Source organism: Gordonia sp. (in: high G+C Gram-positive bacteria), from assembly GCF_049647785.1.
Taxonomy (GTDB): Bacteria; Actinomycetota; Actinomycetes; order Mycobacteriales; family Mycobacteriaceae; genus Gordonia.
Genome location: NZ_JBARYI010000074.1, coordinates 14245 through 27792, shown reverse-complemented (window position 1 = coordinate 27792; position 13548 = coordinate 14245). Strand labels below are relative to the sequence as shown.

The following is a 13548-nucleotide window of genomic DNA, read 5'->3' as shown; positions in this document are numbered from 1 at the left end:
GTCTGACATAGTGCGGGAATCGACGCATCATGCGGGAAGTGTGTTTCGCGGGTTCCGGGGTCGGGGTGTGCCGGGCGCAGAACGAAAGAAGCCCGCCTCCGAATCAGTTCGGAGGCGGGCTTCTCTGGCTTAGCTAGTTACTGGTGTAGCCCATCGGCATCAGGATGGACTTGTGCTCGAGGTAGCTTTCCAGTCCCTCGCGACCGTTCTCGCGGCCGATACCGGAGTTCTTGTAGCCACCGAAGGGCGACGACGGGTCGATGGCGTACCAGTTGATACCCATCGTGCCGGTGCGGATCTGCTTCGCGATCTCGATGCCCTTGGGGACGTCAGTGGTCCACACCGAGCCAGCGAGACCGTAATCGGAATCGTTGGCGATGGCGATGGCCTCGTCGAGATCGTCGTACGCGATAACGCTGATGACCGGTCCGAAGATCTCTTCGCGGGCGATCGTCATGTCGTTGGTGACGCCGGTGAAGATGGTCGGGCCAACAAAGTTGCCGGTGCCGACGGCAGGTGCCGGGACTTCGAGGACGGCGGTTGCGCCCTCTTCCTTGCCCTTAGCGATGTAGCCGGTGACCTTCTCGTGCTGCTTACCGGTGATGATCGGGCCCATGTTGACTCCGGGCTCGGTGGGGATGCCTGGAACAAAGGTGGAGGCGACGGCGACCATAGCTTCGACGATCTCGTCCTGCTTGCTGCGGGGGACCAGGACGCGTGTCTGGGCAACACATGCCTGACCCGAGTTCAGGATGCCCGAGAAGACCAGCATCGGTGCGCTGGCAGCGATGTCGGCGTCTTCGAGGACGATGGCGGCAGACTTGCCACCCAATTCCAGCGAGCAACGCTTCAGCTGCTCGCCACAGGTAGCGGCGATCGCACGACCGGCAGCGGTGGAACCGGTGAAGGTGATCTTGTCGACGTCAGGATGATCGACCAGAGCCTTTCCGGTCTCGATGCCGCCCGGAACGATCGAGATAACACCCTCGGGTACGCCAGCTTCGGTGAAGAGCTCGGCGAGGACATTCGCGTTGAGCGGGGTCTCCGGCGCAGGCTTGAGAACAATTGAGCAACCGGCGGCCAGCGCAGGCCCGAACTTGTTGCAGAAAAGGAACAGCGGAACGTTCCACGCGATGATCGCACCGACGACGCCGACGGGCTCGCGCACGACGAGTGCTTCGCCGAACAGACCGTTGCGGGTCTCTTCCCAGTCGTAAGCGTCGGTGGCGTCAGCGTAGGCATTGAGAACGCCGGTGCCAGCCAACTGCTGCAGGGTGGCGACGTCGCCGGGGGTGGCACCCATCTCAGCCGAAACGAGGGCACCGATCTCGGCACCACGCTCATTGATCAGCTCGACTGCACGACGAAGAACTGCAGCTCGCTGGGCCGGCGGGGTGTTACGCCACACGCCGGAATCGAACGATGCGCGAGCGGCGCGCACAGCGGCGTCGACGTCGGTAGCGTCAGCGACAGGGACCGAACCCACCTTCTCGCCCGTCGCGGGCGAGAACACTTCCAACACCTCGGTGGAATGCGGGTCTTGCCACTTTCCGCCGATGTAGAGCTGGGTGGTTTCGATGGGGTCGGTCATGCGTGCTCCTAGATATCGGGGAACCTTTTCCTCGATACTAGAACACGTTCTAACTTGTGGCTAGCGTCACGCCTTGGGGGCGACGTCGATGACGACATCGAATTCCAGCAGGCTGGCACCCGAGGCCACGGGCTTGCGGTCGCTCTTGTGAGCTGCGCGTGCATCGCCGTTGGCCCAGGCGTCGTAGCTGTCTTCGTCGGCCCACTGGGTGACGACGAAATAGCGGTCCTCGCCCTTGGTGGGACGCAGGAGCTGGAAGCCGAGGAATCCTTCGGCGCCTTCCACGACGCCTGCGCGCGCCGCAAAGCGCTTCTCCAACTCGGCGCCGGCACCTTCGGGAATCGAAATCGCATTAATCTTCACAATTGCCATGCGATCCACCCTACGTGCGAACGGTCTTGGCCATTAGGGTCGGAAGTCGTGAATGGACTCCTCGACTATGGCGGGCGCGACAATGGGGGCTTCGGTGCCATCGTCCTCCTGCACGGGCTCATGGGCCGCGGCCGCACCTGGAACCGGCAGATTCCGTGGCTCAAACGCTATGGCCGGGTGTTCACCTTCGACGCCGCCTATCATCAGGGTGCTTTTGCCGACGATCCAATGCCCACCGACGAGGACATCGCAACGGAACGGTTCGCCACCGACGTTGCCGAACTCATTACGTGGATCGACCGTGGCCCAGCGGTCCTGATCGGGCATTCGATGGGTGGGCTGCACGCCTGGTGCACTGCGTCGCAGTATCCAGAACTGGTCTCGGCGATTGTCGTCGAAGACATGGCCCCCGACTTCCGCGGCCGCACCACCGGCGACTGGGCGCCGTGGTTTAACAGTTGGCCCGATCGGTTCGACAACCTTGAGCACGCGGTCGACATGTTTGGTGAGGTGGCTGGCCGGTACTTTTACGAGTCGTTCGATGACGGGCGCCTGCACGGGAGCATCCCGGTGTGGGGTGCGATCGCCGAAGAGTGGGGGACCCGCGACTTTTGGCCGCAGTGGGATGCGGTGGACGTGCCCGCACTACTCCTGGAGGCCGAGTTCACGGTGACGCCGGAGGGTCAGATGGCGCAGATGGCGCAGCGCGGCAAGCAAACTCGATACGAACAGTCGCAGTACTTGCGCGTGGAAGGCGCGGGGCATTTGATCCACGACGACCATCCCGACGTGTATCGCGGGGCGGTCGAAGCGTTTCTCTCAAGCCTCCCCGGCTAAGGCAAACAGTCCGTCGTCGGTAACTTCGACCAGCCCATCGACCAGTAGCGAGTCGAGGGCGCGGTCGCGTTGGCCGGGATCAGATGTCCACGCCAAATCCAGTCGTGCCCGTTCGACGGGCCCGGTTGTCGCCCGCAGAACGTCAAGCAAACGGCCCCGCGCCTGACGGTCGGTGCCGTCGTACTTCTGGGTCCTGCGGGGAGGTCCGTCGTAGGCGGGCTTGCCGAGTGCCACCCAACGGCACGTCTCGACCAGCGGACAATCGTCGCAGGCAGGACTGCGTGCGGTACACACCAGAGCCCCCAACTCCATGAGCGCGGCAGAGAATTCGGGGGCCGTTTCGTCCTCGGGTAGGAGTGCTTCGGCATCGGCTAGATCGCGCTTTGACGGGTTGGCCGGTTGGGCGCGACCGTGGATGGCGCGGGCGATGACCCGCCGCACATTGGTATCGACCACGGGTACGGATTGTCCGTACGCAAAACAGGCGACGGCACGTGCCGTGTAATCGCCGATACCGGGCAATGCCAAGAGCGTCTCGACGTCGTCTGGAACCACGTCGCGGTGTTCGGCGGCGAGGATCTGCGAACATTCGTGAAGGCGCATCGCACGTCGCGGATAGCCGAGCTTTCCCCAGGCCCGCACCACTTCGCCGCTGGTTTCGCGGGCCATTGCCGAGGGAACCGGCCAGCGCTCCACCCACCGGTTCCACGGTTCGATGACACGGGCCACCGGCGTCTGCTGCAGCATGATTTCGCTGATCAGAATCTGCCAGCCGGAAACGTCCGGTTCGCGCCACGGAAGGTCGCGCCGTGAGGTACCAAACCATTCCAAAAGAATGTGCGGTGGCATACTCGAATTCATGGAAAATCTAACCCCTGCCCAAGCGTGGCGAGTGATGAAAGATGGCAACCAACGTTTCGTCCAAGGGGAATCGATACATCCAAACCAGAGTAGTGACCAACGCGCGAGCCTGGTGAAGGGGCAGACCCCGCACGTCGTGCTATTCGGGTGCGGCGATTCCCGACTGGCCGCCGAGATCATCTTCGACCAGGGCCTCGGCGATATGTTCGTCGTCCGCACCGCAGGTCACGTGCTCGACGAAGCAGTTCTCGGCACCATCGAGTTCGGCCCCGACGTTTTGGACATCCCGCTGATCGTGGTGCTCGGCCACAGCAGTTGCGGTGCCGTCGGTGCGACCCTCGAAGCGCTCGACAAGAACACCCTGCCCAACGGCTACGTTCGCACCATCGTAGAAAAGGTGATGCCGAGCATTCTCGCCGGACGGGCTGAAGGCATCACCGAGTACTACGACTTCGTCGGCCGGCACGTCACCGAGACGATGCATTTGATGATGGACCGCAGTCGGATCATCGCCGAGCGCGTCGAGGCTGGAACGCTGGCAGTCGTGGGACTGACGTACCGCCTGGAAGACGGTCAGGTGGAGTTCCTCGAAGTGATTGGCGATATCGGTGAACACTGACGTCGGTGGGGAACACTGACGTCGGTGGGGTTGGATAGGTCAAGACTGGCCGTTACTCCACCGGTTGTGAATCTTATCTACGACACGCCGAGGCAGGCTCGTCTATTTCGCTGGTCGCGGCGATACCGTTACGAGTGTGATTGACCCACAAGGACCCCTGCCACCCGAGGTTTATTGGCGACGTCGCCTCGTCGCCGGTCTGGGCGCTGCGGTTGCGGTCATTGCGGTCATCTCGTTGATCGTGTGGCTCAGCAGCGGATCCGGTTCGACGCCGGACTCTGCGAACGCGGCAGCAAAGACCTCGGCATCGGCCAACGCGCCTGCCCCCGCACCTGTTTCGTCGACGCCGAGTGCGCCGCCCAGCAGCGAAGCCCCGAGTGGTGGCGGCGAGCACGGTGCTGGCGGCGACCCGAGCGCGCCGCCGTCGTCGCCCGCGACTCCGGCTGCCGAGCCCGCCCCGGGTGTCCCCGGAATGGAACCGTGTGCGGATCAGAGCCTGTCGGTGGTGTTGTACACCGACAAGCCCACCTACACCGTCGGCGATCAGCCGATCTTCACGATCGTCACTACGAATGGTGGACTGGCGCCCTGCTCGCGCGACATTGGTAAGGCCGCTCAAAACGTCATCGTCCGCACGTTGGATGGCGCGCGCGTCCTGTGGTCGGCGCAAGACTGTGCTCCGGACAAGAGCGTGAACGTGCAACCGCTGCAGCCTGGCCAGCAGGTCAACGACACCATCACCTGGTCGGGAACCACCAGCAGTCCCGGTTGCAAGCGTAAGCGCGTGCAGATCGCCGCTGGTGCCTACCAGGCCACCGGCAAACTCGGCGAACGAGAATCGGCACCCATCACCTTCAACGTGGTCCCGCCCGCACAGGCGCCAGCGCAGCAGTAGTAAACCGCTGAACTCTTTGCTCCGTACTTTGTGCCCCTGTTTTGGGCGCAAAGTACGGAGCAATTCTTTTGCCGGGCGGAAAACCCGGACCAACCGAGTCGGCGCTAGTGGCTTGCTAGTCGAAACGCTCGAGGCTGCTCTCGGCCAAGCGTGAGAGTCCTTCGCGAATATGGCGGGCCCAGATGCTGCCGATGCCTTCGACGGACTGCAGGTCGGCGGCGCTGCTGGCGAGGAGTGACTGCAAGGTCCCGAAGTGGCGAACGAGGCGGTCGATGTGACCGAACTGCAGCCGCGAAATGCGGGCCAGCAGACGGTAGCCGCGCGGGCTCATCGCGGTGTCTTGGGCCTCAAGAGAAGTGGGGTAACCGAACGCACCAGCAACCATCGTGAGGTCCAAAAGATCTGCGTCCGAAAGGGATTCGACAGCCTCGATGATCTGCCGCACCTGCTCGGTGTTCGCGGGCTCCGGGCTGGCGTGATAGTCGCGGACCAGGAGTTCACGCATGGTGTCGTTGTCGCTGATGAGCTCTTCCAACTGCAGCGAAACCTGACGACCGTTAACGCCCAACTCCAGGACGTACTCGTCGATCTCGACGGACACCCGGCGCACCATCTCCATGCGTTGCGCGGCGCTCATGGCATCGCGCAGCAGCACGTAATCTTCGATCTCCGCGCGCGACAGCTGGCTGCTGACTTCGTCCAGACGCAGCTTGTACCGTTCCAACGTCGCCAAGGCGACGTTGGCGCGCGACAGAATTGCGTCCGGGTTCTCCACGACGCGTCGGCGACCAGCGACGTACACGCTGACGATAGACATCGACGAGCTCACCGAAATGACCGGAACCCCGGTCTGGATGGCGGTACGTTCGGCGGCTCGGTGACGGGTGCCGGATTCCTCGGTGGGGATCGTCGGGTCCGGGACCAACTGCACGTTGGCACGCACGATGCGCTTACCGTCGTCGGACAGCACGACGGCACCGTCCATCTTCGCCAACTCGCGCAGACGCGTCGGCGCGAACTCGACGTCCAGGTGAAACCCGCCGTCACAAATGCGTTCGGTGTCGTCGTCGTACCCAAGAACGATGAGGGCACCGGTGCCGCCACGGAGGATACGTTCCAGGCCATCTCGGAGGCCCGTGCCGGGCGCTACCCTGCGCAGTGCCGAGCGAATTTGCTCACCCCGGCTGGAATCGTGCATAAGGATTTCGTCCACCTGCACTAGGGTAGCCGTACGTGAAGACCTCATTTGTGCTGCCTGCGGACATGGAGCCGCTGACCCGCGACCCGAAGGCCACGCCGCCCGGTGAACGCATCGGCCTGCATCACAGCATGTGCTTCGGCTGCGGCGATGAAACCCCCGTCGGCTTGCGGTTGCACGTGTATGCGGGCGAGGGAACCACCGTCCGCGGGAAGTTGCAGGTTGTCGACTGGATGCAGGGTGGCCCGGGCGTGATTCACGGGGGCATTTTGTCCGCGGCTTTCGATGAAGTGATGGGCACGTCACCGCTGTTGGTACGAAAGCCGGTCGTGACCGGGCACTTGGAGATCGACTACGCCAAGCCCATCCCACTCGGAAGCACCGTGCATTTTGAGGGAGAAATCCTGGGCGGCGTCCGGCGCAAGGTGTACACCCGGGCCATCGCGCACCTCGGTGACCCGAACGAGCCGGTCGCGGCCGCACACGCCGTCTTCATCACCATCGACCTGCAGAAGCACTTTGCTGGCTACCTAGACAAAGCGGTTCACGGAACGCTGTAGCCAAATCTGCTAACGCGACAGCCAAATCTGCTCAAGCGGTCACCAAATCAGCTAAAACGGGGCGTCGACCAGGCCCATTCGCGAAACTGCGGCCGCGCTTGCCTCCAGGAGATTGTTCACTCGGCTAATCCGGACACCGCGAGGCATGTCCTCGTCGGTGGAGCCAGCCGGGATGATGACATGGGTGAAACCGAGTCGCTTGGCTTCGGACACGCGACGCGCCACCGACGACACTCGGCGTACCTCGCCAGCCAGGCCGACCTCGCCGATGGCGACGGTTGTCGACGGCACCACTTTGTCGTGTTGCGAGGAGTACAAAGCCAAGAAGATGGCTAGGTCGGCGGCCGGTTCGGTCACCTTCATGCCGCCGACGGTGGAGACGTACACTTCCTTGTCGCTGCCGCGGACTGCGGCGTGCTTCTCGGCGACGGCCAGCATCATTGCCACCCGCGCCGAATCCAGGCCGGACACGGCACGCCGGGGTGAGGTCATTTTGGTGTCGTTGAGCAGGGCTTGAATCTGGCCGACCATGGCCCGCCGCCCATCCATTGCCACCAGTGCTGCGCTACCGGGAACATCTGATTCGTGGTGGTGCACAAAGATGCCTGACGGGTCGCTGACCTCGTGAATGCCGTCGGATCGCTGTTCAAAGCAGCCGACTTCGTCGGAGGGGCCAAAGCGGTTCTTGATGCCGCGGATCATGCGGAGGGACGAATGACGATCGCCCTCGAACGACAGCACGACGTCGACCAGGTGTTCTAAAGAGCGAGGCCCGGCGACGTTGCCGTCTTTGGTGACATGACCAACCAGAATGACAGCGATACCGCTCGTTTTCGCCAGAGATACCAGCGCGGTGGTGACCGCACGGATCTGTGTGACACCGCCCGTGACCCCGTCGGTTCCCGAGGCGACCATGGTCTGGACAGAGTCGACGATCAGGAGGGTGGGGGAGACGGCCTCTACGTGACCGAGAACTGTCGCGAGATCGGTTTCGGACGCCAGGTAGATATTCTCGTTAACGGCATCGGTCCGTTCGGCCCGCAACCGGACCTGGCCAGCGGACTCCTCGCCGGTCACGTACAGGGCCGTCTTGCCTTGCGTGGCCCAATGTTTCACGGTCTCGAGCAGCAGCGTCGACTTGCCGACACCGGGCTCGCCGGCGAGCAAGATGACCGAACCCGGCACCACTCCGCGGCCGAGGACACGGTCGAATTCACCGATGCCGGTTGGGACCGACGTCGCCGAATTCGAGGCGACTTCGGTGATGCGTACCGCCGGGCTCGACGGGACGACCGAGGTAGTTCCCGCGCGAACGGCAGCCGCTGCGGGGGCGGACTCGGAAATAGTCCCCCACTCGCGGCAGCTGGGGCACTGACCAACCCATTTGGGCACCTGATGCCCGCACCCGGTGCATCGGAATACCGCCTTCGCCTTTGCCATGCGTTCACTGTAGGCGGGCGGTCTGACAAGTATTCTTGGGCACTTCGGGTTGCGCGGACCGGGAGGCAATAAAAGCGATGCCCCGGCCGTGTGGCCGGGGCATCGCTGCTAGCTATTTTGGGGTCTGGCTCAGTGGCCGGAGATGTCGCGGACCTCGTCCTGGCGATCCAGGTTGGGGCCAGCGTCGACCGGGGTCGCGATCGTTGTCGAAACCGATTCGACCTTCGTCTTGCCCGCCAGATCGTAGACGGTGAAGTTGAAGGTCAACGGGATTGTGAGGCCAGCGGCGACGGTCGTGCCCGCGTTGGTCAGCTCCACATCCAGTCGGGTGGTGGCGGCAGCGCGCTCAGCGTCGGTCGCGGTGTCGGCGATGGCCGTCTCGCCAGCCAACAGTCCCTGAGAGGGGTTGATCTTGCCGTTGTTCGCGGTCCCGATCTTGATGTTGCCGGTCGGGGTGGTGATGCTGTCGAGGGTGATCACTCGCGTCGGGCTGTCGTTCGCAACGTTGAAGGCAATCTTGAACGGGCCGCCGTCGCCAAAGATCTTGTCGGCCTTGGCGACCGGGTAAATCACGTGCGCATTGCGGATTGCGATGACGCCGTTCTGCATCTCTTCGCCGTTGAAGTCCGACGGGCTCAAAACGATGGTGCCGCTTGCGCCGTTGACGGCAGGCTCCTGGTTTGCAGTCTGCGAGATCTCTCCCGATCCGCACGCCGTGGTGCCCAAGGCGATCGCGATTCCGAGCGCGCCGACTGCAGCGGCCGAAGCCAGACGGTGGGTGGACCGATTAAGCACTGACACCATTTCCTCCGGGGTGATCGTCGCGTTGTCCGCGGATAATCGCGAACTCTCACTACGCAGCGTAGTTGCCGGGTCCCGGAAATGTTCCCCCGGGTCACGGATTGCTTCGATGATCTTAGCGCTGAGACCTTGTGCCAAGGTCCGGTAAGGCTCGATTCGACGGTAGGTAAACAGCGGTAAATAGTGCCGCCCACCTGCCAACGTGTGGGTTGACCTGCATCGTTGGCGGAGGTAGTCGTGCTCCGCGTGTTAGACTGATTACATTCGAAAGGGGTAGTGGACATTGAATTTCAAAGTTGGCGACACCGTTGTTTATCCCCATCACGGTGCTGCTCATGTCGAAGACATCGTCGTACGGACCATCAAGGGTAACGAAGTTGAGTACCTGGTACTCAAGGTTGCAGACGGCGACATGACGGTTCAGATTCCGTCGAGCAAGCTCGAGTACGTGGGAGTTCGCGACGTTGTTGGTGAGGAAGGCCTCGATGAGGTTTTCCAGATCTTGCGGGCACCGCATACCGAAGAACCGACCAACTGGGCGCGTCGGTTCAAGGCCAACCAGGAAAAGCTGAATTCCGGCGACATCATCAAGGTCGCCGAAATTGTTCGCGACCTCTGGCGTCGTGAACAGGATCGGGGACTCTCGGCAGGCGAGAAGCGCATGTTGACGCGTGCTCGCCGAGTGCTGGTGGACGAGCTGTCACTGGCACAGCACACGGACGACGAGAAGGCCGACACCATGCTCGACGAGATCCTCGCCGAAGCATCCTGATCGGTATCTGACGTTCTGATAGACAACCGCGGCCGCGTCGTCGCATTGATTCCAGCTGCAGGGATGGGGACTCGCCTCGGCGAGGCCGTCCCGAAGGCCTTCGTCGAAATCGACGGAGTCACCCTGCTGGAACTCAGTGCCGACGCGGCTCGTCGGTCTGGTGTGGTCGACCAGATTGTGGTCGCCGCACCGACTGAACTCATCGAGAGGGCAGCCGCCCTTGTGCCCGACGCGATCGTCGTTCCCGGCGGTGCCGAACGGAGCGATTCGGTGCGTGCCGGTCTCGCCGCCGCACCCGACGCCGCATTTGTTTTGGTGCACGACGCGGCTCGGGCTTTGACTCCGCCGGAACTGTTCGCTTCGGTGGTGACGGCCCTCCGTGACGGTGCCCGGGCGGTGGTGCCGGGACTGCGCGTAGTCGACACGCTTAAACGCGTCGACGCGACGGGCGCGGTCTTGGGGACCGCTGATCGTGACGAATTGCGGGCAGTGCAAACGCCGCAGGGATTCGCGGCGGATGTTTTGCGTCAAGCGCACAGCGGGCAAGGTGACGCCACCGACGATGCCGGTCTCGTCGAGGCCGAGGGTGTCGCCGTCACGGTAGTGCCCGGCGATGCGATGGCCTTCAAGGTCACCACCCCGTTCGACCTGCGACTGGCTCGGCTCCTGGTGGCCGACCGTCAATCCAGTTAGCGAAACCCCGTCAGTAACCCGGGCAGTAGAAAGCAGCCGACGAAATGTCAGGAGTGAACATGCGCGTGGGAATCGGTACCGACGTCCACCCCATCGAACCCGGCCGCGACTGTTGGATGGTCGGCCTACTCTTCGACGACGCCGATGGCTGCTCGGGGCACTCCGACGGTGATGTTGGGATCCATGCGCTGTGCGATGCACTGCTCTCGGCAGCCGGCCTCGGCGACATCGGTGCCGTGTTTGGGGTGGGCCGCCCCGAATGGCACGGCGTCACCGGTGCCACCATGCTGGCCCACGTCTGCCAACTCATTGACGCCGAGGGCTTCACCCCGGTCAATGCGGCCGTCCAAATTATCGGTAACCGACCCAAGATTGGGCCTCGGCGAGCGCAAGCCCAGGAGGTGCTCGGCGACCTCCTGGGGGCCCCGGTCTCGGTGTCTGGAACCACCAGTGACGGACTTGGATTGACCGGCCGGGGCGAGGGGATCGCGGCGGTGGCCACAGCACTCCTCGCGCTGAAGTAGAATTGCAGGCCGTGACTCTACGCCTGTACGACTCGGCCACCCGCGAGGTTCGCGACTTCGTTCCGCTGCGCGAAGGAACCGCCTCGGTATACCTCTGCGGTGCCACCGTCCAGGGCGTTCCCCACATTGGTCATGTGCGCAGTGGAATCGCCTTTGACGTGCTGCGACGCTGGCTTGCCTATCGTGGGCTCGACGTCCTTTTTATTCGCAACGTGACCGATATTGACGACAAAATCCTTCGCAAGGCGGCCGACGCTGGCCGTCCGTGGTGGGAGTGGGCAGCCACCCACGAACGCGCCTTCACTCGCGCCTACGACGCGCTCGGCGTCCTGCCTCCGTCGGCGGAACCGCGTGCGACCGGCTTCGTCACCCAAATGGTGACGTACATGGAGCGGCTCATTGAGCGTGGCCACGCCTACTCGTCCGACGGCAACGTCTACTTCGATGTTCGCAGCCTTCCCGAATACGGCAGCCTGTCCGGGCACAAACTCGAAGACGTGCACCAGGGCGAAAGCGCTGGCACCGGCAAGCGCGACCCCCGCGACTTCACCCTCTGGAAGGCAGCCAAGCCCGACGAGCCGTCGTGGCCGACGCCGTGGGGTCATGGCCGCCCCGGCTGGCACCTGGAGTGCTCGGCCATGGCCACCTCGCTTCTCGGCCCCGAGTTCGACATCCACTGCGGCGGCATGGACCTCATTTTCCCGCATCACGAAAATGAGATCGCTCAAAGCCACGGCGCGGGCGACGGCTTTGCGCAGTACTGGCTGCACAACGGCTGGGTCACCATGAGTGGCGAAAAGATGAGCAAGTCGCTCGGCAACGTGGTCGCGATTCCGGAAATGCTGAAAAAGGTCCGTGCCGTGGAACTGCGGTACTACCTCGGGAGCGCGCATTACCGGTCCATGCTCGAATACTCCGACGGCGCGCTCGTGGAGGCCGCCGCGGGTTACCGGCGCATCGAGTCGTTTGTGCACCGCGTCGTCGACCGTGTCGGTGATGTCCCGGTCGGTGAGGTGACCGACGAGTTCGCCGCGGCGCTGAACGACGATCTCGGTGTGCCCGCGGGACTGGCGGCCGTTCACAACGCGGTCCGCGAGGGCAACACGGCGTTGGAAGCCGGGGACGGTGAACGGGCGCGGTCAATCGCCGCGCAGGTGCGAGCCATGACCGGCATCCTCGGTACCGACCCTCTCGACCCGCACTGGGTCACCGACAGTGACGATGACGACGCTCACGCTGCGCTCGATGTCCTCATCAAGGCAGAATTGGAGCGGCGAGCGCAGGCACGCGCCGCCAAAGACTGGGCCGTCGCAGACGAGGTCCGAGATCGCCTCGCTACCGCGGGCATCGAAGTCACCGACACTCCAGACGGCGCCGCATGGGCGCTCAAATCAAAGGAACAGTAGATGGCTGGCAACTCCCAGCGTCGCGGCGCGGTCCGCAAGTCCGGAACCAAGAAGGGGCAGACGGTCGGCTCCGGCGGTCAGCGCCGTCGCGGTCTGGAAGCGCGCGGCGCCACCCCCAAGGCAGAGGACCGCACGTACCACGCGGCCCACAAGAAGGCGAAGGCAGCGGCGAAGGCCTCCACCGGTCGCGCCCGCACCCACCGCAAGTCCGAAGAGGGCGGCCCGGAGTATGTCGTTGGACGCAACCCGGTCGTCGAATGTCTGCGCGCCGAGGTGCCTGCCACCGCGCTGTACGTGATGACCACCATCAACGCGGACGAGCGAGTGAAAGAAGCGGTGCAGACCGCTGGCGACCGCGGGATCTCGATCCTGGAAGTCGGTAAGCCCGAACTCGACCGCATGTCGCCCAACGGCCTCCACCAGGGCATTGCCCTGCAGGTGCCGGAGTACCAGTACGCGCACCCGAGTGATCTGATGGCCGACGCCCTGGCGTCGCACAACGCACCGCTGCTGGTGGCGCTCGACAACATCACCGACCCTCGCAACTTGGGTGCGGTGATCCGCAGTGTCGCGGCCTTCGGCGGCCACGGCGTGCTGATCCCGCAGCGTCGCAGCGCTGGCATGACGGCTGTCGCCTGGCGTACCAGCGCTGGCGCGGCGGCACGACTGCCCGTCGCGACCACCGCAAACTTGAACCGGACGCTGCTCGACTGGGCCAAGCACGGCGCCCAGATTGTCGGCCTCGACGCGGGCGGCGATGTCTCGCTCGACACCTACGACGGCACCGGACCGGTCGTCATTGTGGTCGGTTCGGAAGGTAAGGGACTCTCGCGTCTGGTGCGAGAGAACTGCGATTCGATTCTGTCGATCCCGATCGCCAGCAAGGTCGAAAGCCTGAATGCGTCCGTGGCGGCCGGTGTGGTTCTTTCGGAGTTTGCCCGCCAACGTCGGCTCGCGTAGTTCCGGGTGACCTGTGCAT

Annotated in this window: 15 protein-coding genes; 9 read left to right on the top strand and 6 right to left on the bottom strand. The window is 63.8% G+C overall.

The genetic code is table 11. The annotated features are described in order from the left end of the window. Nucleotides 1-133: 133 nt before the first annotated feature. The gene (locus WBA38_RS11540; RefSeq protein ID WP_424322737.1) at nucleotides 134-1591 is read right to left on the bottom strand and encodes an aldehyde dehydrogenase; all 1458 of its coding nucleotides are present in this window, start codon (nucleotides 1589-1591) and stop codon (nucleotides 134-136) included. 66 nt (nucleotides 1592-1657) lie between these two features. Then, nucleotides 1658-1963 carry an antibiotic biosynthesis monooxygenase family protein gene (locus WBA38_RS11535; RefSeq protein WP_424297400.1) on the bottom strand — a complete coding sequence of 102 codons (306 nt, stop codon included), beginning with the start codon at nucleotides 1961-1963 and terminating at the stop codon, nucleotides 1658-1660. Nucleotides 1964-2011: 48 nt separating this feature from the next. On the opposite strand from WBA38_RS11535, the gene WBA38_RS11530 reads away from it, so the two are divergent. Then, nucleotides 2012-2800, top strand: a complete 789-nt coding sequence (locus WBA38_RS11530) for an alpha/beta fold hydrolase (protein ID WP_424297398.1) — start codon at nucleotides 2012-2014, stop codon at nucleotides 2798-2800. Here the strand turns inward: WBA38_RS11530 and WBA38_RS11525 are convergent. After that, nucleotides 2783-3661, bottom strand: coding sequence for an A/G-specific adenine glycosylase (locus tag WBA38_RS11525; protein ID WP_424297396.1), 879 nt, complete (start codon nucleotides 3659-3661; stop codon nucleotides 2783-2785). The two genes, WBA38_RS11530 and WBA38_RS11525, sit on opposite strands and share 18 nt — an antisense overlap. Between WBA38_RS11525 and WBA38_RS11520 the strand changes: the two genes are divergently transcribed. Both WBA38_RS11520 and WBA38_RS11515 read left to right on the top strand, forming a co-directional pair. After that, complete coding sequence (locus WBA38_RS11520; protein ID WP_424297394.1) at nucleotides 3660-4280, top strand: carbonic anhydrase; 621 nt, start codon at nucleotides 3660-3662, stop codon at nucleotides 4278-4280. The two genes, WBA38_RS11525 and WBA38_RS11520, sit on opposite strands and share 2 nt — an antisense overlap. 136 nt (nucleotides 4281-4416) lie before the next feature. Then, nucleotides 4417-5175, top strand: coding sequence for a hypothetical protein (locus WBA38_RS11515; protein ID WP_424322736.1), 759 nt, complete (start codon nucleotides 4417-4419; stop codon nucleotides 5173-5175). Nucleotides 5176-5290: 115 nt separating this feature from the next. Here WBA38_RS11515 and disA read toward each other — a convergent pair whose 3' ends face one another. Continuing rightward, complete coding sequence (gene disA, locus WBA38_RS11510) at nucleotides 5291-6373, bottom strand: DNA integrity scanning diadenylate cyclase DisA (protein ID WP_424295630.1); 1083 nt, start codon at nucleotides 6371-6373, stop codon at nucleotides 5291-5293. Nucleotides 6374-6408: 35 nt separating this feature from the next. Here disA and WBA38_RS11505 point away from each other — a divergent pair, with 35 nt between their 5' ends. Continuing rightward, complete coding sequence (locus WBA38_RS11505; RefSeq protein ID WP_424295612.1) at nucleotides 6409-6933, top strand: PaaI family thioesterase; 525 nt, start codon at nucleotides 6409-6411, stop codon at nucleotides 6931-6933. 51 nt (nucleotides 6934-6984) lie between these two features. On the opposite strand, the gene radA is transcribed toward WBA38_RS11505, so the two are convergent. Together radA and WBA38_RS11495 are read right to left on the bottom strand one after the other, a co-directional pair. Beyond that, nucleotides 6985-8373 (bottom strand): DNA repair protein RadA, encoded by a 1389-nt coding sequence (gene radA / locus WBA38_RS11500; RefSeq protein WP_424295615.1) that lies wholly within the window; start codon nucleotides 8371-8373, stop codon nucleotides 6985-6987. Nucleotides 8374-8502: 129 nt separating this feature from the next. Continuing rightward, the gene (locus tag WBA38_RS11495) at nucleotides 8503-9177 is read right to left on the bottom strand and encodes a copper-binding protein (RefSeq protein ID WP_424295617.1); all 675 of its coding nucleotides are present in this window, start codon (nucleotides 9175-9177) and stop codon (nucleotides 8503-8505) included. A gap of 280 nt (nucleotides 9178-9457) precedes the next feature. Between WBA38_RS11495 and WBA38_RS11490 the strand changes: the two genes are divergently transcribed. From WBA38_RS11490 to rlmB, 5 genes are read left to right on the top strand one after another with little or no spacing between them, the layout of a single operon-like run. Further along, on the top strand, nucleotides 9458-9946 hold the full coding sequence (locus tag WBA38_RS11490) for a CarD family transcriptional regulator (protein WP_424295619.1): 489 nt from the start codon (nucleotides 9458-9460) through the stop codon (nucleotides 9944-9946). 15 nt (nucleotides 9947-9961) lie between these two features. Then, nucleotides 9962-10639: a 2-C-methyl-D-erythritol 4-phosphate cytidylyltransferase gene (ispD, locus tag WBA38_RS11485; protein WP_424295632.1), complete on the top strand. Its 678-nt coding sequence runs from the start codon at nucleotides 9962-9964 to the stop codon at nucleotides 10637-10639. A 59-nt stretch (nucleotides 10640-10698) separates the two neighbouring features. Next, the gene (gene ispF, locus WBA38_RS11480; RefSeq protein ID WP_424295621.1) at nucleotides 10699-11163 is read left to right on the top strand and encodes a 2-C-methyl-D-erythritol 2,4-cyclodiphosphate synthase; all 465 of its coding nucleotides are present in this window, start codon (nucleotides 10699-10701) and stop codon (nucleotides 11161-11163) included. A gap of 11 nt (nucleotides 11164-11174) precedes the next feature. Continuing rightward, nucleotides 11175-12569 (top strand): cysteine--tRNA ligase, encoded by a 1395-nt coding sequence (cysS, locus tag WBA38_RS11475; RefSeq protein ID WP_424295623.1) that lies wholly within the window; start codon nucleotides 11175-11177, stop codon nucleotides 12567-12569. Further along, nucleotides 12570-13529, top strand: a complete 960-nt coding sequence (gene rlmB / locus WBA38_RS11470; RefSeq protein ID WP_424322735.1) for a 23S rRNA (guanosine(2251)-2'-O)-methyltransferase RlmB — start codon at nucleotides 12570-12572, stop codon at nucleotides 13527-13529. Nucleotides 13530-13548: the final 19 nt, after the last annotated feature.

Excerpts from the sequence above, each read along its gene's own strand:
- WBA38_RS11540 (WP_424322737.1), bottom strand. The coding sequence starts at position 1,591 with ATGACCGACCCCATCGAAACCACCCAGCTCTACATCGGCGGAAAGTGG.
- WBA38_RS11535 (WP_424297400.1), bottom strand. The coding sequence starts at position 1,963 with ATGGCAATTGTGAAGATTAATGCGATTTCGATTCCCGAAGGTGCCGGC.
- WBA38_RS11520 (WP_424297394.1), top strand. The coding sequence starts at position 3,660 with ATGGAAAATCTAACCCCTGCCCAAGCGTGGCGAGTGATGAAAGATGGC.
- WBA38_RS11525 (WP_424297396.1), bottom strand. The coding sequence starts at position 3,661 with ATGAATTCGAGTATGCCACCGCACATTCTTTTGGAATGGTTTGGTACC.
- disA (WP_424295630.1), bottom strand. The coding sequence starts at position 6,373 with ATGCACGATTCCAGCCGGGGTGAGCAAATTCGCTCGGCACTGCGCAGG.
- radA (WP_424295615.1), bottom strand. The coding sequence starts at position 8,373 with ATGGCAAAGGCGAAGGCGGTATTCCGATGCACCGGGTGCGGGCATCAG.
- WBA38_RS11495 (WP_424295617.1), bottom strand. The coding sequence starts at position 9,177 with ATGGTGTCAGTGCTTAATCGGTCCACCCACCGTCTGGCTTCGGCCGCT.
- ispF (WP_424295621.1), top strand. The coding sequence starts at position 10,699 with ATGCGCGTGGGAATCGGTACCGACGTCCACCCCATCGAACCCGGCCGC.
- rlmB (WP_424322735.1), top strand. The coding sequence starts at position 12,570 with ATGGCTGGCAACTCCCAGCGTCGCGGCGCGGTCCGCAAGTCCGGAACC.